Raw genomic sequence first — 19,811 nt, forward strand, 5'->3', positions numbered from 1 at the left:
GGCGTGCCCACAAAAAGAGGCCGGCACAGGCAGAAAATCAGTTACTGGACAAACGGTCCCCACGGGCAAACCGCCAGGTACGAATGATCTCCAGCCGGTCAAACTCGGCCAGATCCCCGGTAAACGGTGCAAACGGCGCGGCCAGCCGCACGATGCGTTGCGCCGCCTGGTCCAGCACGGGCTGCCCGGATGATTCCAGTACCAGCACCTCGTACAGCGAGCCATCGCGGTTGATCGACACCATCATGCGCAAGTTGCCGTAGATTTGCTGTCGGCGTGCTTCGTCGGGGTAGTTGAGGTTACCCACGCGCTCGACCTTCTTGCGCCACTCTTCCTTGTACCAGGCGCCCTTGTCGCGCATGGTCGACGCGGCGTTCAGGCGATGGATGCGCGGGCGCTTGGCGTACATTTGCTGCTCGTTGGACAGCTCCGCCTCCAGGCTGGCGATCTGGCTGGACAGCTGCGAGCTGTCGAAGTCCGGTGCCGGTGCGGCTGGCTTGGGCTGCGCTTTGCTTTCCTTGGGTTTGGGCTCGACCTTGTGCGGCTTGGGCGCCGTCGTCACCACTGCCGACTTTTTCGGGGGAGGGGGTGGGACTACCTCGGGCCTGGCCGCAGGCGGTGGGGTGATCTTGTTGATCTTGCTGTCCTGGAACGGCGCCAGCTCGGTGGTCTTGGGCACCGCTTTCTTGTCCAGGGTGCCGCTGCCTTGCTGGTTGTCCTGGGCCTGGAAGTCAGCCTTCTCGGGCGGTTTCTCGCTCTTGAAGGTGGCCAGGGTGATGTCCATGGTGTGGCGGATTTCGGCAGGCTTGACTACGGTGAAGCCGACGCCAAGGATCAGCGCCAGGTGCACCAGCGCAGCCAGGAACAGGGTGAAGCCAAGCCGGTCCGCAGGGCGAACACGGGGAGGCAGCAGGTCGGCAGGGACGTCAGCGGGGTGCGTCATCAGGTATCCAGCAACCGCAGGGCGGGGCAGCAGCTCAGTCGAATAGGACCGGCATCATACCCCACTCTACGGCTTTACTTCGCGTTGGCTGTCAGCGTGCCTTTAGCTTGCGATCAATGGCATCCATCAGCTTGCCACCGATATCGGTGTTGTAGGCGGCATCGATTTCGCGGATACAGGTGGGGCTTGTGACGTTGATTTCGGTGAGGTAGTCGCCGATCACGTCCAGGCCAACGAACAGCAGGCCCTTCTCGCGCAGCGTCGGGCCGACCTGGGCGGCGATCCAGCGGTCGCGCTCGGACAGTGGGCGGGCTTCGCCACGCCCGCCCGCGGCCAGGTTGCCACGGGTTTCGCCGCTGGCCGGAATGCGTGCCAGGCAATAGTCCACTGGCTCGCCATCGATCATCAGGATGCGCTTGTCGCCGTCCTTGATTGCCGGCAGGTAGGCCTGCGCCATGATCTGCTGGGTGCCCAGTGCGGTCAGGGTTTCCAGGATCACCGACAGGTTGGGGTCGCCAGCCCGGTGACGGAAGATCGATGTACCGCCCATGCCATCCAGTGGCTTGAGGATCACGTCGGCATGCTTGGCGGTGAATTCGCGAATGATGTCCGGGCGGCGGCTGACCAAGGTCGGGGTGGTGCATTGCGGGAACAACGTGGCGAACATCTTCTCGTTGCAGTCGCGCAGGCTTTGCGGGCGGTTTACCACCAGTACGCCATCGTTCTCGGCCTGTTCCAGCAGGTAAGTGCTGTAGACGAACTCCATGTCGAAGGGCGGGTCCTTGCGCATCAGGATTGCGTCCAGCTCTGCCAGCGGGCTGTCCTGCTCCTCGCCCAGTTCGAACCAGCGTGCAGGGTCGGCAAACACCTTCAGCGGGCGCATGCGGGCGCGGGCCTTGCCTTCGCCCTGATACAGGTCTTGCTGTTCCATGTAGAACAGGCTCCAGCCGCGTGCCTGGGCGGCCAGCAGCATGGCCAGCGAGCTGTCCTTCTTGTAGGAGATGGACGCGATGGGGTCCATCACAATGCCGAGGCGAACGCTCATGGGGGGTCCTCTTGGCGGCAGGTGGCCGCAGTGGATCGAAAGAAAAGTGGCTCAGGGTGGCGCCGCGAACGCCGACGGTCAAGGGGCGCGGCAGATGGAATGGCCACCCGGAGTATGCTAAAAATGCAGCTGCAAGCCTTGAGCTACAAGCCTCAAGAAAAGAGCATCCATGCGCCGAGCTGCTTTCTTGCAGCTTGCCGCTTGCAACTTGCGGCTTCAATCCTACTGGTAGGCGTCTATGGAACAACCCCTGAAGGTGATGGTGATCGACGATTCCCGCACGATCCGCCGCACCGCGCAGATGTTGCTCGGTGAAGCGGGCTGCGAGGTGATCACCGCCAGCGATGGCTTCGATGCCCTGGCCAAGATCGTCGACCATCAGCCCAGTATCATTTTCGTCGATGTGTTGATGCCACGCCTGGACGGCTACCAGACCTGCGCGGTAATCAAGCACAACAGTGCCTTCAAGGACACCCCGGTTATCCTGCTGTCGTCCCGCGATGGCCTGTTTGACAAGGCCCGTGGCCGGGTGGTCGGTTCCGATCAATTCCTGACCAAGCCGTTCAGCAAGGAAGAACTGCTCGACGCGATCCGCGCCCATGTGCCCGGGTTTGCCGCACCTCAACAACACGCACCCTGACCGAGCCCCGCCATGGCGCGGTCCTACTTTCCTGATGGGGAAACAGCATGGCCCGAGTTCTGATTGTCGACGACTCGCCGACAGAGATGTACAGATTGACCGAATGGCTGGAAAAGCACGGCTACCAGGTGCTCAAGGCCAGCAACGGTGCCGACGGCGTGGCCCTGGCCCGGCAGGACAAGCCCGACGCGGTGCTGATGGACATCGTCATGCCTGGCATGAACGGCTTCCAGGCCACCCGCCAGCTCAGCAAGGACCCGGAGACCAGCGCTATTCCAGTGATCGTGGTAACCACCAAGGACCAGGAAACCGACCGTATCTGGGCCACGCGCCAGGGTGCCCGTGACTTCCTGACCAAACCGGTGGAAGAGGAGGCGCTGATCGCCAAGCTCAAAGAAGTGCTGGGGGCTTGACCACCCGCCCGCAAGGCGCGTCGCTGACCGCCTTTGAGTTGTTGCTGGACATCGACCGGCGCTGTCGCCTGCTGGTCGCCGACCAGCCGCCGCAGGACAACCGCGTGCAGCAGTGGAGCGGCATTGGCTTTCGCATTGCCGGGCAGTGGTTCGTCGCGCCCATGGGCGAAGTGGCCGAGGTGCTGCGCGAACCGCGCAGTAGCCGCGTCCCCGGCGTGCAGCCGTGGGTGTGCGGGGTGGCCAACCTGCGTGGCCGGCTGTTGCCGGTGATGGACCTGAGCTGCTTCTTCGGCCTGGGTCACGCCGCACCGGGCAAGCAGCGGCGAGTGCTGGTGCTGGATCACGACGACCTGTTCGTCGGTTTGCTGGTCGACGAGGTGCTGGGCCTTCAGCACTTTGCCCTCGACAGCCTGCAGCTGTCGCCGCCGCAGCCGCTGATCCCTGCCGCTGCACGCTTTGTGCAGGGGTATTTTCCGCGTGAACGTAACTGGGCGATCTTCAGCCCCTTCGCCCTGGCCCAGGCGCCGGGATTTCTCGATGTGGCGTTATAGGACCTGCGAACGTGAACAAGCCTGCCACCCCCGTCACTGCCACTACCGTGAGCCCACGTACCCGCAGCATCGCGCAGATCACCGTGCTGTTCCTGATCCTGATCCTTTCGATCATCTTGCTGTTCGCCAACTTTGCTTACCTGAATACCCAATCCAACTACGACAAGCAGTACATCGGCCATGCCGGCGAGCTGCGCGTGCTGTCGCAGCGTATCGCCAAGAACGCCACCGAGGCGGCCACCGGCAAGGCCCTGGCCTTCAAGCTGCTGTCGGATGCACGCAATGATTTCGAACGGCGCTGGGGCTACCTGCGCCAGGGTGACAAGTCCACTGGCCTGCCGCCCGCGCCACCTTCGGTGCGTGACGAGATGGAATCGGTACGCCGCGACTGGGAAAACCTGCGCAAGAACACCGACATCATCCTGGCCAGCGAGCAGACCGTGCTGTCGCTGCACCAGGTGGCAGCGACCCTGGCCGAGACCGTGCCGCAGTTGCAGGTGGAATACGAAAAAGTGGTCGAGATCCTGCTGCAGAGCGGTGCCCCGGCCAATCAGGTTGCGGTGGCCCAGCGCCAGCTGTTGCTGGCCGAACGCATCCTTGGCTCGGTTAACACCGTGCTGGCCGGTGACGACAGCGCCGCCCAGGCGGCCGATGCCTTCGGCCGTGACGCCGGGCGCTTTGGCCAGGTGCTGGAGGGCATGCTCAATGGCAATGCGACAATCCAGGTCACCCGCGTCGAGGACGCCGACGCGCGTGCGCGGCTGGCCGAAATCGCAGAGTTGTTCCAGTTCGTTGCCGGTTCGGTGGATGAAATCCTCGAAACCTCGCCCGAACTGTTCCGTGTGCGGGAGGCTGCGGGCAACATCTTCAGCCTTTCGCAAACCCTGCTCGACGAAGCGTCGCACCTGGCGAACGGTTTCGAGAACCTGGCTGGCGGGCGCACCCTCGACACCGTTGGCGGCTATGTCCTGGGGCTGCTGGCGCTGGCCTCGATCATCCTCATCGGCCTGGTCATGGTGCGCACCACCAACCGACAACTGCGCGAGACCGCAGAAAAGAACGAACGCAACCAGCAGGCCATCATGCGCCTGCTCGACGAAATCGAAGAGCTGGCAGATGGCGACCTGACGGTGACCGTATCGGTGACTGAAGACTTCACCGGTGCCATTGCCGACTCGATCAACTATTCCGTGGACCAATTGCGCGACCTGGTCGCCACCATCAACCACAGTGCAGTGCAGGTTGCTGCCGCCGTGCAGGACACGCAGAACACTGCGCGGCAACTGGCCAAGGCCTCCGAGCACCAGGCTGCACAGATCAGCGAGGCGTCCGAGGCGGTGGGCGACATGGTCGAGTCGATCGACCGGGTATCGGCGCATGCCTACGAATCGGCCAAGGTGGCCGAGCGTTCGGTGGCCATCGCCAACAAGGGCAACGAGGTGGTGCACAACACCATCAACGGCATGGACAACATTCGCGAGCAGATCCAGGACACCGCCAAGCGGATCAAGCGTCTGGGCGAGTCCTCCCAGGAAATCGGCGACATCGTCAGCCTGATCGACGACATTGCCGACCAGACCAACATTCTTGCCCTGAACGCAGCCATCCAGGCCTCGCTGGCCGGTGAGGCCGGCCGCGGGTTTGCCGTGGTTGCCGACGAGGTGCAGCGCCTGGCCGAGCGCTCATCGTCTGCCACCCGCCAGATCGAGGCGCTGGTGCGTACCATCCAGGCCGATACCAACGAAGCGGTGATCTCCATGGAGCAGACCACCGCCGAGGTGGTGCGTGGCGCACGCCTGGCCCAGGATGCCGGGGTGGCGCTGGCCGAGATCGAAGGGGTATCGCAGAACCTCGCCGACCTTATCCACAGCATTTCCGACGCTGCCCAGTTGCAGACCTCGTCGGCCGGGCAGATCTCCCACACCATGGCGGTGATCCAGCAGATTACCGCACAAACCTCCGCCGGCTCCGGTGCCACCGCCGACAGCATCCGCCATTTGGCCCGCATGGCCAGCGAGATGCGCCGTTCGGTGTCCGGTTTCACCCTGCCACCCCCTACCGAGCCGCGTTAAGGAATAGTGACCATGGCTTCTGCAGTAAGCCCCGAGCGTCACGAAACAGTGGCGCTGGCCTGGACCAAGGCCGCCATCCTCGATTGCCTGGGCCAGGCACGGCAGGCGCTGGAGCGCTTTGCCGGCGAGACGGGCGACCTGTCGATGATGGCTTTCGTGGTCGACAACCTGCACCAGGTGCACGGCTGCCTGCGCATGCTCGAACTGCGCGGCGCCACGCGCCTGGCCGAGGAGTTGGAGCTGTTTGCCAGGGCGTTGGCCGACGGCCAGGTCAGCCCCCGGGGTGATTGCCTGGGTGCATTGTTCCGCGGCCTGGAGCAGTTGCCCTCGTACCTGGAGCGGTTGCGCGGTGCTCGCCATGACCTGCCACTGGTGATGCTGCCGTTGCTCAACCAGCTGCGCGCCTGCCGGGGGGAGGAACCGCTGGCCCAGGCCAGCCTGATGACCGGCGCCGCCCAACGCTTCGCGGGTGACGATGACCTTGCCAACCTCGACCTGTCGCTGGGCAACTGGCGTGACCAACTGCAGGCCGGGTCGGGGCGCGATGCGCTGCGTTCAGTGGTGACTGCACTGTGCGACGACTTGATGCGCATCAAGGAGCGCCTGGACCAGTACGGCCGCGGCGACCGTCAGCACCGCGAGCAGCTCGATGCGCTGCTGGCACCGTTGCGCCACGTGGCTGACACCCTGGCGGTACTGGGCTTTCAGCAACCGCGGCGGGTGATCATCGACCAGGTGCTGGCGTTGCAGGCATTGGCTCAGGGCGAGCGGGTGGTGGACGACGCGGTGTTGATGGATGTGGCAGGGGCCCTGCTGTACGTGGAGGCCTCCCTGAACGGCATGGTCGGCCCTTTGGAAGAAAACGGTCAGGGCAGCCTGCCGGGCTCGGACCTGGCCGAGATACGCCAGCTGGTGCTGAATGAATCGCTGAACGTGTTGCAGCAGGCCAAGGATCTGATCGGCGATTACCTAGAGTCCGACTGGCCGCGGCAACGCCTGCAACCCTTGCCGGGGCTGCTGCAGCAGATCCGCGGGGCACTGGCCATGTTGATGCTGCCCGCTGTGGCCGAGCTGTTTGTCGGCTGCGCAAGCTATGTGCAGCGTTGGCTGCAGCACCTGGAGGAAGAGCCGCCGATTGATGAGCTGACGCACTTGGCCGAGGCACTGAGCGCTGCCGAATGCTACCTGCAATGGCGAGCGGCAGACCCGCTGGCCGATGGTCAACCCTTTATCGAGATGGCACGGGCCAGCCTGGCGGCGCTGGGTGTGCAGTGCGCGGTGGTCGGGGCCAGCCCAGACCAGTACGGCAATGGCGATGGCATCGATGACAAGCTTCGCCAAGTGTTCCTTGACGAGGCGGGCGAACTGCTGCCGGAAATCGAGCGCCACTGGCTGCGCTGGCGTGCCGACAACCAGCAGCGCGAGGCACTGGGCGAAGTGCGTCGTGCGCTGCATACACTCAAAGGCAGCGGCCGCATGGTGCATGCCGAGGCGGTGGCTGAACTGGCCTGGGGCGCCGAGCACCTGCTGAACCGGGTGCTCGAGGGCCGCAGCGTGCTCAGCCCGGAAGGGGTTGTAGCGCTGCAGCAGGTGTTCGTTCACCTGCCTGACCTGCTGGCCGACTTTGCCGCCGGCCAGTTGCCGCAACTGACTGAAATCGAGCAATTGGCCGGGCATCTACACAGCCTGGCCGAAAACGATGCCCCGGCGGCTGCCGGTGTCGATGGCCTCGATCCGCAGTTGCTGGGCATTTTTCGCACCGAGGCGCAGGGTCATCTGGCCAGTCTTGAGGTTTATCTGCAAAGCGCCGGCGGCCACGACACGCCGGTCAGCGATGACTTGCAGCGTGCCTTGCATACACTCAAAGGCAGTGCCGCCATGGCCGGTGTGATGCCGGTCGCCGAACTGGCCACCGCCTTCGACCGCCTGGCCCGTGAATACAAGGGCCATCAGCTGCCACTGCAAATGGCCGAGATGGAGTGGCTGGAAGCTGCGCGCTCGTTGTTCCATCTGGGCTTGGCGCAACTCGATAGCACGCCCCTGGCCGCCATCCCCGGTGCCGCGGAACTGATCGAGCAGGTGGGCCAGGCCGTGGACAGCCGCCTGGCCAGCCTGCATGAAGACCCGCACCAGGCCGGCCGCAGCAAGCGTGATCCGCAGTTGGTCGCCAGCTTTCTGGCCCAGGCCATGGACATCCTGCTCGATGCAGAGACGTTGTTGTCGCGCTGGCAGCAACAGCCCGGCCAGCGTGCCGCACTGGATAACCTGCTCGACCAGATGACCACCTTGGGGCACGCCGCGCACCTGGCCGACCTGTGGCAGATGGATGAGGTGTGCGAGGCGTTGCTGGACCTGTATGGCGCGGTGGAGGAAGGCAGCCTGCCTGCCGATTCCCGCTTCTTCAGCCAGGCGCAGCGGGCCCATGAAGCGTTGCTGGACATGCTGGACGAAGTGGCGGCCGGGCAGGATATTCCACCGCGCCCGGAGCTGGTCGAAAGCCTGCGCAACCTGCTGGACCAGGCCCTGGCACCGGATGCCACCGGCCTGGTGGGCATCGATACGGTCACACCGCTGCATCCGGACATGGACCTGGCCGATACCTTGGGGTTGCCACACCCACCGTTGCAGCCGCAGGTGGCCGAGCCGCTTGCCGAGGAGGCGGAAAGCCCTGGCGAAGAGCTGCTGGAAGTGTTCCTGGAAGAAAGCTCGGACATCGTCGAGAGCGCCGCGGCGGCTCTGGCGCGCTGGCAGGCCGACCCGCGCAGCAGCGTCGAGGTGGACAACCTGATGCGTGACCTGCACACCCTCAAAGGCGTGGCGCGCATGGTCGAAATTACCCCGATCGGCGACCTGGCCCACGAACTGGAGTTCCTCTACGAGCTGTTGGCTGCGGGTAGATTGCCGCCAAGCGCGCCGCTGTTCGCACTGCTGCAGAACTGCCACGACCGGCTGGCGCATATGCTTGACGCTGTGCGCCTGGGGCAGCCGCTGCATGCCGCTACAGCGCTGATCGACTACATTCGCAACTTCAGCAGCGCCGCACTGACAGACAGTGCCGCGGGCCAGGGGCCGCCAGAAGCTGCTACTGCCGAAGTACCGGCAGTAGCGCCAGAGCGGGCACCGGGTGACATGGTCAAGGTCGACGCCGAGCTGCTCGACGACCTGGGTAACCTGGCCGGCGAGCACTCGATCATCCGGGGGCGCATCGAGCAGCAGGTCAACGACGCGCAGTTCGCCCTTAACGAGATGGAAACCACACTCGAGCGCATGCGTGATCAGTTGCTGCGTCTGGATGTCGAGACCCAGGGGCGAATCTCCAGCCGGCAGCAGTTCGAAGGCGATGCCTATGACGACTTCGACCCGCTGGAAATGGACCGCCACTCCCAGCTGCAGCAACTGTCACGGGCCCTCTTCGAGTCTGCCTCGGACCTGCTCGACCTGAAGGAGACCCTCGCTCAGCGCGCTCAGGAGGCCTACAGCCTGCTGCAACAGCAGGCGCGGGTGAACAGCCAGTTGCAGGAGGGCCTGACGGCCACTCTGATGGTGCCGTTCGAGCGCCTGGTGCCGCGCTTGCAGCGCGTGGTGCGGCAGGTAGCCAGCGAGCTGGGCAAGCAGGTGGAATTGGTGGTTGGCAATGCCGAGGGCGAACTGGACCGCAGCGTGCTGGAACGTATGGTGGCGCCGCTGGAGCATATGCTGCGCAACGCCGTTGACCACGGCCTGGAAAGCCGCGCAATGCGCCTGGCCGCCGGCAAGCCGGAGCAGGGCACCATTCACCTGAATTTGCTGCATGAGGGCGCCGATATCGTCATCGAAATGACGGATGATGGTGCCGGCGTGCCCTTGGAGGCGGTGCGGCGCAAGGCCATCAAGCGCGGCCTGCTGGACCCGCAGGCGCAGTTGAGTGACCACGAGATCCTGCAGTTCATCCTGCGGCCAGGCTTTTCCACCGCCGAAAAGATCACCCAGATTTCCGGGCGTGGGCTGGGCATGGATGTGGTGCACGAGGAGGTCAAGCAACTGGGTGGCTCGATGAGTATCGAGTCGGCGCAGGGCAAGGGGGCGCGTTTCCTGATCCGCCTGCCGTTCACCGTGTCGATCAACCGTGCGCTGATGGTGCACCTGGGCGAAGAGCAATACGCCATTCCGCTCAATACCATCGAGGGCATCGTCCGTGTGCCACCTGCCGAGCTTGCGGCGTGCTACCAGCTGGACTCGCCCCGCTATGTCTATGCCGGCCACGAATACGAGCTGCGCTACCTGGGCGAGTTGCTGCAAGGCCTGCCGCGCCCGGCGCTGCTGGGGCAGAGCGTGCCGTTGCCGGTGCTGCTGGTGCATTCCAAGGAGCAGTCGTTCGCCATCCAGGTCGACAGCCTGTCGCCCAGCCGCGAGATCGTGGTGAAAAGCCTGGGACCGCAGTTTGCCGCGGTTGCCGGGTTATCGGGGGCGACACTGCTAGGCGATGGCCGGGTGGTGCTGATTCTTGACCTGCTGGGCCAGCTGCGCGGCCAGCAGCGACGGCTGGCCCGCCTGCCCGGTGGTGGTAGCCAACGCCAGTTGCTTGGCCCGGCACCGCGCCGTGCCTTGCTGGTGATGGTGGTGGACGATTCGGTAACCGTACGCAAGGTGACCAGCCGCCTGCTGGAGCGTCACGGCATGAGCGTGCTTACGGCCAAGGATGGTGTCGATGCCATGGCCCTGCTGGAAGAGCACCGGCCTGACGTGTTGTTGCTGGACATCGAAATGCCGCGCATGGACGGCTTCGAGGTGGCCACACGCATTCGCCGTGACGCACGGCTGAAAGACTTGCCGATCATCATGATCACCTCGCGCACCGGCCAAAAGCACCGGGACCGCGCCATGGCCATCGGCGTCAATGAATACCTGGGCAAGCCGTACCAGGAATCGCTGCTGTTGCAGAGCATCGCCCATTGGAGCCAGGCCCATGCTTGAACTGATTTCCGGCCAGCGCAGCAGCCTGACCGGGCTGTTGCTGCCGTTGGGCGACCGCACGCTGGTGTTGCCCAACGTGGCGGTGGCCGAGTTGAGCGGGCAGCGTAACCTGGTGTGCCAACACGGCGACCCCGCCTGGCACCTGGGGTGGATCGACTGGCGTCAGCAACGCCTGCCGTTGATCGGTTTCGAGGCCGCATGCGGTGGTGAGACGCCGTGCGGCGAGCGGGCTCGCGTGGTGGTGCTCAATGCGTTGGGCGATACCGGTTTGCGGTACCTGGCGCTGTTGCTGCAGGACATTCCGCGCTCGTGCAAGCTCGACAGCCAGCTTAACTACGTGGATGTGGCGCTGGGCAGGTTGGAGCTGGCAGCGGTGCAGGTGGGTGAGCAGGTGGCGCGGGTGCCGGATCTGGTCGCATTGGAAAGGCTGGTGCGTGACGCGGATCTGCAACCTGACCTTGGTTAGGATGTGAAGCGCAGGGTCTGGTGGTCTGGAGTGGGAGCGGCCTTGTGTCGCGATAGGGCTGCGCAGCAGCCCCGGCGGTTCATGCAGTGGCAATGAAAGCCTGGGGCCGCTTCGCGCCCCTTTCGCGACACAAGGCCGCTCCCGCAAAGAGCGAGGTCATCAACATCACAACAGGAACCCAGCCCACCTCAGGAGGTCTGTGTTTGCATGTATTACGGTGAACGCTTCAACGCCTGGACCCACCTGGTCGGTGCCGTCCTCGCTGCTATTGGTACCATCTGGCTGATCGTGGCCGCGGGCCTGCAAGGCGACCCGTGGAAGATCGTCAGCTTCTCCATCTACGGCGGCACGCTGCTGTTGCTGTACAGCATTTCCACCCTGTACCACAGCACCCGTGGGCGGGCGAAAGTGATCATGCGCAAGCTCGACCACCTGTCGATCTATCTGCTGATTGCCGGCAGCTACACGCCGTTTTGCCTGGTCAGCCTGCGCGGCCCTTGGGGATGGAGCCTGTTCGGCGTGGTCTGGGGGCTGGCGATCATCGGCATGTTGCAAGAGATCAAGCCGCGCTCTGAGGCGCGGATCCTGTCGATCATCATCTATGCGGTAATGGGCTGGATCGTTCTGGTGGCAGTCAAGCCACTGCTGAACTCGCTGGGCACTGCCGGCTTCGCCTGGCTGGCTGCCGGCGGCGTGTTCTACACCGTCGGCATCATCTTCTTCACCTTCGACAGCCGCTTCCGCCACTGGCATGGCATCTGGCACCTGTTCGTGATCGCTGGCAGCCTGATGCACTTCGTGGCGGTGTCGCTCTACGTGCGCTAGTTAAAAATCGCCCCACAACTGCTGTGCCACCGACAGCGCCACCACCGGTGCGGTCTCGGTGCGCAGCACGCGCGGGCCAAGGCGTGCTGCGTGGAAGCCGGCGGCTTTGGCCTGCTCGACCTCGGCTTCGCTCAGGCCGCCTTCGGGGCCGATCACGAAGGCCAGGGTGGCGGGCTTTTCATGGCTGGTGAGCGGCTCGGCCACCGGGTGCAGGACCAGCTTCAGGTCAGCCTTGGTGCTGCTCAACCATTCGGCCAGGGTCACGGGTGGGTGGATGACGGGCAAGGTAGAACGCCCGCATTGTTCACAGGCGCTGATCGCCACTTGGCGCCAGTGGGCCAGGCGCTTGTCGGCGCGTTCGTCTTTCAGGCGCACTTCGCAGCGTTCGCTGACGATCGGGGTGATTTCGTTGGCACCAAGCTCGGTGGCCTTCTGGATCGCCCAGTCCATGCGCTCGCCACGCGAGAGGCCCTGGCCCAGGTGCACATGCAGCGGTGAATCGGCCTGGCCGGCAAAAGCCTGGTCAAGGCTGACGCGGACAGTTTTCTTGCCCACCTCGAGCAACTGACCACGGTATTCCTGGCCGCTGCCATCGAACAGCTGCACGGCGTCGCCGGGGGCCATGCGCAGCACGCGGCCAATGTAATGGGCCTGGGCCTCGGGCAGGTCGTGCTCGCCAAGGCTCAGGGGGGCGTCGATGAAGAAGCGGGACAGTCTCATGGGTTTGCTCGGTAAATAGAGAGACGCAGATCCCCTGTGGGAGCGGGCGTGCCCGCGAATCAGGCGCCGCGGTGCCTGGCAAGGGCTTCGCCCTTGTTCGCGGGCTCGCCCGCTCCCACAGGAAAAGTGGTGTGGCGAATTGCCGGGCCTAGCCCGGGTCGCGGAAGTCGGGGTGGAAGTTGGCCGGCACTGCGACACTGACGCTGTCGCGGGTGGCGATATCGATGCCTTCGCTGGCCACTTCGGCAAGGAAGTCGATCTGCTCGGGGGTGATCACGTACGGCGGCAGGAAATACACCACGCTGCCCAGCGGTCGCAACAGGGCGCCGCGGGACAGGGCGTGCTCGAACACCTTCAGGCCCCGGCGCTCCTGCCAGGGGTAGGCAACCTTGCCTGCCTTGTCTTGAACCATTTCGATGGCCAGGGCCATGCCAGTCTGGCGTATTTCGGCAACGTGAGCATGATCGGCCAGGTGTGCAGTGGCTGTGGCCATGCGCGTGGCCAGGGCCTTGTTGGCCTCGATCACGTTGTCCTGCTCGAAGATATCCAGGGTCGCCAGCGCTGCAGCGCACGCCAGCGGGTTGCCGGTGTAGCTGTGCGAGTGCAGGAATGCACGCAGTGTCGGGTAATCATCATAGAACGCCTGGTACACCTTGTCGGTGGTCAGGCAGGCGGCCAGCGGCAGGTAGCCGCCGGTCAGGGCCTTGGACAGGCACAGGAAATCCGGGCGGATGCCGGCTTGCTCGCAGGCGAACATCGTGCCGGTGCGGCCGAAACCTACGGCGATCTCGTCGTGGATCAGGTGCACGTCGTAGCGGTCGCAGGCCTCGCGCAACAGCTTGAGGTACACCGGGTGGTACATGCGCATGCCACCGGCACCCTGGATCAGCGGCTCGACGATCACGGCGCTGATCGAGGCGTGGTGTTCGGCCAGGGTCTGCTCCATGGCCTGGAACATATTGCGCGAGTGCTCCTCCCAGCTCATGCCCTCGGGGCGCAGGTAGCAGTCAGGGCTTGGCACCTTGAGGGTGTCGAGCAGCAGCGCCTTGTAGGTCTCGGTGAACAGCGGCACATCACCCACCGACATGGCGGCAATGGTTTCGCCATGGTAGCTGTTGGTCAGGGTGACGAAGCGCTTCTTGTCCGGTTTGCCGATGTTCTGCCAGTAGTGGAAGCTCATCTTCAGCGCCACTTCGATGCACGAGGAGCCATTGTCGGCATAGAACACACGGTCGAGACCGGCCGGGGTCATGGCGACCAGGCGTTCGGACAGCTCGATCACTGGCTGATGACTGAAACCGGCCAGGATCACGTGCTCGAGCTGGTCGACCTGGTCCTTGATGCGCTGGTTGATGCGCGGGTTGGCATGGCCGAACACGTTGACCCACCAGCTGCTTACCGCATCCAGGTAGCGTTTGCCCTCGAAGTCTTCCAGCCACACGCCTTCGCCGCGCTTGATCGGGATCAGCGGCAGCTGCTCGTGGTCTTTCATCTGGGTACAGGGGTGCCACAGGACCTTGAGGTCGCGTTGCATCCACTGATCATTGAGGCCCATGGGCACTTCTCCTGGCTTTGCGGCGTGGTTCGACCGCGTAAGCCTAAGCAATGCCGCAGGGCAGGACAACCGCTGCCGTTCAATGGCTGTGGGTGCCGGTCCATTCGAGCCTGCTGCCATGCACAGAGCAAAGCCCTGCAGGATGTGTTGCCGGAGTGAAGGCTCAGGCCTGAGGCTGTGCGAAGTCACCAGCCTCATGCAGAGGTCCCCTGCTACTGTGTGCCATAGCTACCGACAAAAATATGAGCTGCCAAAAGGACTTGATGTCACTGCGCTGGCAGGGTGCTCGGACCTGACGTATTCTTAACGCATCTTCCTGGGGCATTCCTGCCTCTCCCCGTTTCTGTAACCTCTGACTCGGAGTTCGCCGACATGGCTGCTGCTTGGGTGCGCCTGTGCGCGTTGGTATTGATTGGTGTGTCCAGCGGCGCTGCGCTGGCAAAAGACAAGACGCCCACGGCGATTGTCGTGGGGGGTGGCCTGGCAGGCCTGACGGCAGCCTACGAGCTGCAGAACAAAGGCTGGCAGGTGACCCTGCTGGAGGCCAAGGCGGGCATGGGCGGGCGTTCGGGCCTGGCCACCAGCGAGTGGATCGGCAACGCCAAGGCACAGCCGGTGCTCAACCAGTACCTCGACCGTTTCAAGCTTGAAACACTGCCGGCGCCCGAGTTCGTGCGAACCCCGGGTTACCTGATCGACGGCGAGTACTTCAGCGCCAGCGACCTGGCCACCAAGCAACCGGCCACTGCCGAGGCGCTCAAGCGTTACGAGAAAACCCTCGATGACCTGGCCCGTTCGATCGATGACCCGCTGAACCCGCAGGCAACCAGCACGCTGTTCGCCCTTGACCAGATCAACGTCTCCACCTGGCTGGACAAACTGCAACTGCCGGCCACCGCCCGTCAGTTGATCAATCAGCAGATCCGCACCCGCTACGATGAACCGTCCCGCCTGTCGCTGCTGTACTTCGCCCAGCAGAACCGCGTCTACCGCGGCGTCAGCGACCGCGACCTGCGCGCTGCGCGCCTGCCCGGTGGCAGCCCGGTGCTGGCCCAGGCTTTCGTCAAGCAGCTGAAAACCATCAAGACCAACTCTCCGGTTACCGCCATTGTCCAGGACAAGGATGGTGTCACGGTAAAAGTCGGCAGCCTCGGCTACAAGGCGGATTATCTGGTCATGGCCGTGCCCCTGCGCGCACTGGCCAAGATTCAGATGACCCCTGGCCTGGACAGCCAGCACCTGGCGGCGCTCAAGGGTACCAACTATGGTTGGCGCGACCAGATCATGCTCAAGTTCAAGAAACCCGTTTGGGAAAGCCGTGCACGCATGTCGGGCGAAATCTACAGTAACGCCGGCCTCGGCATGCTGTGGGTCGAGCCGGCGCTCAAGGGGGGGGCCAACGTGGTGATCAACCTGTCCGGCGATAACGCTCGCCTGCTGCAGGCCTTTGGTGAAAAGCAGATGGTCGACCAGGTGCTGATCCGTCTGCATGCGTTCTACCCCCAGGCCCGTGGTGCTTTCACCGGTTATGAGGTCAAGCGATACAGCGCGGACGCTGGCATGGGTGGTGCCTACCTGGCCTACGGCCCAGGGCAGATCAGTAAATACTGGCGCCTGTGGGAACGTCCGGTGCAGCGCATGATCTTTGCCGGTGAGCACACGGATGCCCTGTACCCGGGCACCCTGGAAGGCGCCCTGCGCAGTGGCCAGCGTGCGGCCAGCCAGGCACAGGACCTGTTGGCCGGCAAGTCGTTCGACCCGGCCAAGGCGCTGCCGGTTGCGGCGGCGGCAGGTGCGGTGGCCGCCAAGGAGAGCAAGGGCGGGTTCTTCTCCAATATGTTCGGCGGTTCGTCCGACAAGGGCGACAAAGCTGACAAAGCGCCGGCCAAAGCTGAGCCTAAGCAGGCCGAAGAGGCCAAGCAGGACAAGCCAGGCTTCTTCAAGCGCCTGTTCGGCGGGGCGCAAACGCCAGAGGCGAAGGCTGAGCCAATAGCCAAGGCTGAGGAAGTGGCGTCTGCACCTGCGCCCGCTCCACAGGCAGCTCCGGCTCCTGCAGCGCCTGCGCCTGTGGCCAAGGAAACGGCGGCCAAGCCTGCGGCAACCAAAGCCGCTCCCGCCAAGCATGCGCCCGCGCACAAGCCAGCCCACAAGCCTGCCGAGACGAAGAAGGCGACAGCCAAGACCGACCCAGCGAAGAAGGCTGTAACCACTACCCAGGCCAAGGCGGGCTGATTGATCGACAGTGCCGGCCTGATCGCAGCCTAGGGGCCGGCACTGCCAACTCTCCTACTATCGTTAATGTTTTCTTAATGGTAAGAGAATAAATATCGGATTCCTCGATAATCCAAAGCAATTTTTTCCGCTTTTCTTCGATACGTTACGCGTTAGTCTGTGCATAGCTTTCACGGGGAAACACGCAACATGCAACTGCGCAATTCACCTTCTCGCTACGGCGTGGTCAGCATCATCCTGCATTGGGGCGTGGCGCTGGCAGTTTTCGGCCTGTTTGGCCTGGGCTTGTGGATGGTCGGCCTCGACTACTACAGCCCTTGGCGCAAAGCTGGCCCGGACCTGCACAAGAGCATCGGCCTGGTGCTGCTGGCGGTGATGCTGCTGCGGCTAGTCTGGCGTTTCATCAGCCCGCCACCATCGGCACCAACCAACCATGGTGCGGTCACACGCCTGGCGGCCAAGTTGGGCCACCTGGCCCTGTACCTTGGGCTGTTTGCGGTGATGGTTGCCGGTTACCTGATTTCCACCGCCGACGGCGTCGGCATTCCGGTGTTCGGCCTGTTCGAAGTGCCGGCACTGATCAGCGACCTGCCTGACCAGGCAGATGTGGCGGGTGTGGTTCATTTGTGGCTGGCTTGGGGGCTGGTGATTTTTGCCGTGCTGCATGCCCTTGCCGCGCTCAAGCATCATTTCATCGACCGTGACGCGACCCTGACTCGCATGCTGGGCCGCAAAGCTTGACTCTCAACCTCAATTACACAGGAAGGAACAGGATGTTGAAAAAGACTTTTGCCGCTCTGGCGCTCGGTACCGCTCTGCTCTCTGCTGGCCAGGCCATGGCTGCCGAGTACAAGATCGACAAGGAAGGCCAGCACGCGTTCGTTGACTGGAAAATCAGCCACCTGGGCTACAGCTTCATCCACGGTACTTTCAAGGATTTCGACGGCAACTTCAGCTGGGACAGTGCCAAGCCTGAAGCCAGCAAGATCAGTGTCGACTTGAAAACTGCCAGCCTGTGGTCGAACCACGCCGAGCGTGACAAGCACATCGCCAGCGCCGACTTCCTGGACGTGAAGAAGTACCCGGACGCCAAATTCGTCTCCACCAGCGTCAAGTCGACTGGCGACAAGACGGCTGATGTGACTGGCGACCTGACCATGCACGGTGTCACCAAACCGGTGACGTTCAAGGCTACCTTCAACGGTGAAGGCAAGGACCCATGGGGTGGTGAGCGCGCAGGCTTCAACGCCACCACGACGTTGAACCTGAACGACTTCGGCATCAAAGGCCCAGGCGCTACTTCGCAGACCCTGGACCTGGATATCAGTGTCGAAGGTGTGAAGCAGAAGTAATTTCTGCTAGCTGAAGACCGAGGGGGCCGCTTTGCGGCCCTATCACGACACAAGGCCGCTCCTGCAGAGATCAAGAAATTCTCTGCAGGCGCGGCCTTGTGTCGTGATAGGGCCGCGAAGCAGCCCCCTCGGTATTTCTCTCAGCCCTTGCGGGTCAGCAGCGCCGGGCGCTCACCGCGTGGGCGGCTTGGCAGGTCATCCAGTTGCTCAGGCGTCGGGAAGCGGTCCAGTTTGGACTCCTTGCGAATGATCACTGGCTGTTTTTCCGGCTGACGCGTGTTGCGCACGGCCGGCTCTTGCCGGGCAGCATCGTCACGCGCAGGGCGACCACGGCCACCGCCGCCATCACGACGGGCACCGCCACCGTTGTTGGCGCGGGGCGGGCGTTTTTCTCCGGCACCACTGCGTGGCTGGCCGCCATTGCGGGCTTGGCCCTGGCCGCCAGCGTTGCTGCGTTGGCTATTGCCTTGCCCCTGACCTTGGCCAGCACCACCCGGGCGGCGGTTGCGGCCCTGGTTCTTGCCCTGGTACGGGCTGACATAGTCGGCGCGGTTACCGAAGTTATCGAGCTCGTCGTCCAGGAATTCTTCCGGGTCGCGGTCTGCCGGCGGCTTCGGAACGCTGTTACTGCTGGCTTGCTGCGGGCGTGGCTTCTTGTCACGCGGCTTGCGCGGTTGCTGCTTGTCGCCGCTCTTTTCCTTGTCGTCCGGCTTGGCCGCAGCTTGCTGCCTGGCTTTGCCTTTGTCCTTGCCTTTGTCCTTGCGGCCGCCGTTGCTGTCTTTACCACCTTCGCCACGGGCTTGCTGGTTGCGGCCGCCGCGGCCGTTGTTCTGCGGGCGCTCGCGTGCTTCGGGCTTCTCGGCTTCTACCTGGCTGGCGTCGAAGCCCATCAGGTCGCCATCCGCGATGCGCTGCTTGGTCACCCGCTCGATGCTCTTGAGCAGCTTCTCTTCATCTGGCGCGACCAGGGAAATTGCTTCGCCCGAACGACCGGCACGGCCGGTACGGCCAATGCGGTGGACGTAGTCCTCCTCGACATTCGGCAGCTCGAAGTTGACAACGTGGGGCAACTGGTCGATGTCCAGGCCGCGGGCAGCGATGTCGGTGGCGACCAGTACGCGCACGCTGTTGGCCTTGAAGTCGGCCAAAGCCTTGGTGCGGGCGTTCTGGCTCTTGTTGCCGTGGATCGCGGCGGCGGTCAGGCCTTGCTTTTCCAGGTACTCGGCCAGGCGGTTGGCGCCATGCTTGGTTCGGGTGAACACCAACACCTGTTCCCAGGCGCCCAAGGTGATCAAGTGCGCCAGCAAGGCACGCTTGTGGCTGGCAGGCAGGCGATACACCCGCTGCTCGATACGCTCGACGGTGGTGTTCGGCGGGGTGACCTCGATACGCTCCGGGTTGTGCAGGAGCTTGTCGGCGAGGTCGGTGATGTCCTTGGAGAAGGTGGCCGAGAAGAGCAGGTTCTGGCGCTTGGCCGGCAGGCGGGCGAGGACCTTCTTGACGTCGTGGATGAAGCCCATGTCGAGCATGCGATCGGCTTCATCAAGTACAAGGATTTCCACGTGGGCCAGGTCGACCTTGCCTTGACCGGCCAGGTCGAGCAGGCGGCCTGGGCAGGCGACCAGCACATCAACGCCTTTGGCAATGGCCTGGATCTGCGGGTTCATGCCAACGCCGCCGAAGATGCAGGCGCTGACCAGTGGCAGGTCACGGGCATAGACCTTGAAACTGTCATGCACCTGGGCTGCCAGTTCGCGGGTCGGTGTCAGGACCAGCACGCGAGGCTGGCGTGGGCCGTGGCGCTGCGATTTGTCGGGATGGCCGGCCGGGAACAGGCGCTCGAGAATCGGCAGGGCGAAGCCGCCGGTTTTACCCGTACCTGTCTGTGCGGCAACCATCAGGTCGCGGCCTTGCAACACGGCGGGAATAGCCCGCTGTTGCACGGGGGTCGGCTGGGTGTAGCCCGCAGCCTCGATAGCGCGGACAAGAGCCTCGGAGAGACCGAGGGAAGCAAAGGACATGGGCGATCCTGTTCTCGTGTGGG

The 19,811-nt window shown here is 63.9% G+C and carries 15 protein-coding genes; 10 read left to right on the forward strand and 5 right to left on the reverse strand.

All coding sequences use genetic code 11. The features are described from left to right. Window positions 1-37 precede the first annotated feature (37 nt). Both QYE47_RS11365 and gshB read right to left on the reverse strand, forming a co-directional pair. A complete protein-coding gene (locus tag QYE47_RS11365) occupies window positions 38-943 on the reverse strand; it encodes an energy transducer TonB (protein WP_014592660.1) in 906 nt (301 codons plus the stop codon). A gap of 91 nt (window positions 944-1,034) precedes the next feature. Beyond that, a complete protein-coding gene (gene gshB, locus QYE47_RS11370; protein ID WP_070384426.1) occupies window positions 1,035-1,988 on the reverse strand; it encodes a glutathione synthase in 954 nt (317 codons plus the stop codon). Window positions 1,989-2,226: 238 nt separating this feature from the next. Here gshB and QYE47_RS11375 point away from each other — a divergent pair, with 238 nt between their 5' ends. From QYE47_RS11375 to QYE47_RS11405, 7 genes are all read left to right on the forward strand, one after another. After that, complete coding sequence (locus QYE47_RS11375; RefSeq protein WP_010955560.1) at window positions 2,227-2,628, forward strand: PleD family two-component system response regulator; 402 nt, start codon at window positions 2,227-2,229, stop codon at window positions 2,626-2,628. Window positions 2,629-2,675: 47 nt separating this feature from the next. Continuing rightward, window positions 2,676-3,041: a twitching motility response regulator PilH gene (gene pilH / locus QYE47_RS11380; protein WP_014592657.1), complete on the forward strand. Its 366-nt coding sequence runs from the start codon at window positions 2,676-2,678 to the stop codon at window positions 3,039-3,041. Continuing rightward, window positions 3,038-3,592, forward strand: a complete 555-nt coding sequence (locus QYE47_RS11385; RefSeq protein WP_010955559.1) for a chemotaxis protein CheW — start codon at window positions 3,038-3,040, stop codon at window positions 3,590-3,592. Before pilH ends, QYE47_RS11385 begins: the two co-directional genes overlap by 4 nt. A gap of 47 nt (window positions 3,593-3,639) precedes the next feature. After that, window positions 3,640-5,664, forward strand: a complete 2,025-nt coding sequence (locus tag QYE47_RS11390) for a methyl-accepting chemotaxis protein (RefSeq protein WP_223279128.1) — start codon at window positions 3,640-3,642, stop codon at window positions 5,662-5,664. A gap of 12 nt (window positions 5,665-5,676) precedes the next feature. Then, on the forward strand, window positions 5,677-10,617 hold the full coding sequence (locus QYE47_RS11395) for an Hpt domain-containing protein (RefSeq protein WP_070384425.1): 4,941 nt from the start codon (window positions 5,677-5,679) through the stop codon (window positions 10,615-10,617). Then, window positions 10,610-11,083 carry a chemotaxis protein CheW gene (locus tag QYE47_RS11400; RefSeq protein ID WP_003249336.1) on the forward strand — a complete coding sequence of 158 codons (474 nt, stop codon included), beginning with the start codon at window positions 10,610-10,612 and terminating at the stop codon, window positions 11,081-11,083. Before QYE47_RS11395 ends, QYE47_RS11400 begins: the two co-directional genes overlap by 8 nt. 207 nt (window positions 11,084-11,290) lie before the next feature. Continuing rightward, window positions 11,291-11,908, forward strand: coding sequence for a hemolysin III family protein (locus QYE47_RS11405; RefSeq protein WP_070384424.1), 618 nt, complete (start codon window positions 11,291-11,293; stop codon window positions 11,906-11,908). Here QYE47_RS11405 and QYE47_RS11410 read toward each other — a convergent pair whose 3' ends face one another. Further along, window positions 11,909-12,628: a 16S rRNA (uracil(1498)-N(3))-methyltransferase gene (locus QYE47_RS11410; protein ID WP_019436737.1), complete on the reverse strand. Its 720-nt coding sequence runs from the start codon at window positions 12,626-12,628 to the stop codon at window positions 11,909-11,911. 148 nt (window positions 12,629-12,776) lie between these two features. After that, the gene (locus QYE47_RS11415) at window positions 12,777-14,183 is read right to left on the reverse strand and encodes an adenosylmethionine--8-amino-7-oxononanoate transaminase (RefSeq protein ID WP_014592653.1); all 1,407 of its coding nucleotides are present in this window, start codon (window positions 14,181-14,183) and stop codon (window positions 12,777-12,779) included. Window positions 14,184-14,555: 372 nt separating this feature from the next. Here QYE47_RS11415 and QYE47_RS11420 point away from each other — a divergent pair, with 372 nt between their 5' ends. From QYE47_RS11420 to QYE47_RS11430, 3 genes are all read left to right on the forward strand, one after another. Beyond that, complete coding sequence (locus tag QYE47_RS11420; protein WP_014592652.1) at window positions 14,556-16,415, forward strand: flavin monoamine oxidase family protein; 1,860 nt, start codon at window positions 14,556-14,558, stop codon at window positions 16,413-16,415. 189 nt (window positions 16,416-16,604) lie between these two features. After that, window positions 16,605-17,156 (forward strand): cytochrome b, encoded by a 552-nt coding sequence (locus QYE47_RS11425; RefSeq protein WP_014592651.1) that lies wholly within the window; start codon window positions 16,605-16,607, stop codon window positions 17,154-17,156. A 32-nt stretch (window positions 17,157-17,188) separates the two neighbouring features. Continuing rightward, on the forward strand, window positions 17,189-17,767 hold the full coding sequence (locus tag QYE47_RS11430; RefSeq protein WP_003249350.1) for a YceI family protein: 579 nt from the start codon (window positions 17,189-17,191) through the stop codon (window positions 17,765-17,767). 140 nt (window positions 17,768-17,907) lie between these two features. On the opposite strand, the gene QYE47_RS11435 is transcribed toward QYE47_RS11430, so the two are convergent. Then, the gene (locus QYE47_RS11435; protein ID WP_070384423.1) at window positions 17,908-19,788 is read right to left on the reverse strand and encodes a DEAD/DEAH box helicase; all 1,881 of its coding nucleotides are present in this window, start codon (window positions 19,786-19,788) and stop codon (window positions 17,908-17,910) included. Window positions 19,789-19,811: the final 23 nt, after the last annotated feature.

The organism is Pseudomonas sp. 2,4-D, assembly GCF_030418155.1.
GTDB lineage: Bacteria > Pseudomonadota > Gammaproteobacteria > Pseudomonadales > Pseudomonadaceae > Aquipseudomonas > Aquipseudomonas alloputida.

Coding starts and splice junctions, on each gene's coding strand:
- QYE47_RS11365 (WP_014592660.1), bottom strand. CDS start 943: ATGACGCACCCCGCTGACGTCCCTGCCGACCTGCTGCCTCCCCGTGTT.
- gshB (WP_070384426.1), bottom strand. CDS start 1,988: ATGAGCGTTCGCCTCGGCATTGTGATGGACCCCATCGCGTCCATCTCC.
- QYE47_RS11375 (WP_010955560.1), top strand. CDS start 2,227: ATGGAACAACCCCTGAAGGTGATGGTGATCGACGATTCCCGCACGATC.
- pilH (WP_014592657.1), top strand. CDS start 2,676: ATGGCCCGAGTTCTGATTGTCGACGACTCGCCGACAGAGATGTACAGA.
- QYE47_RS11395 (WP_070384425.1), top strand. CDS start 5,677: ATGGCTTCTGCAGTAAGCCCCGAGCGTCACGAAACAGTGGCGCTGGCC.
- QYE47_RS11400 (WP_003249336.1), top strand. CDS start 10,610: ATGCTTGAACTGATTTCCGGCCAGCGCAGCAGCCTGACCGGGCTGTTG.
- QYE47_RS11405 (WP_070384424.1), top strand. CDS start 11,291: ATGTATTACGGTGAACGCTTCAACGCCTGGACCCACCTGGTCGGTGCC.
- QYE47_RS11410 (WP_019436737.1), bottom strand. CDS start 12,628: ATGAGACTGTCCCGCTTCTTCATCGACGCCCCCCTGAGCCTTGGCGAG.
- QYE47_RS11415 (WP_014592653.1), bottom strand. CDS start 14,183: ATGGGCCTCAATGATCAGTGGATGCAACGCGACCTCAAGGTCCTGTGG.
- QYE47_RS11420 (WP_014592652.1), top strand. CDS start 14,556: ATGGCTGCTGCTTGGGTGCGCCTGTGCGCGTTGGTATTGATTGGTGTG.
- QYE47_RS11425 (WP_014592651.1), top strand. CDS start 16,605: ATGCAACTGCGCAATTCACCTTCTCGCTACGGCGTGGTCAGCATCATC.
- QYE47_RS11430 (WP_003249350.1), top strand. CDS start 17,189: ATGTTGAAAAAGACTTTTGCCGCTCTGGCGCTCGGTACCGCTCTGCTC.
- QYE47_RS11435 (WP_070384423.1), bottom strand. CDS start 19,788: ATGTCCTTTGCTTCCCTCGGTCTCTCCGAGGCTCTTGTCCGCGCTATC.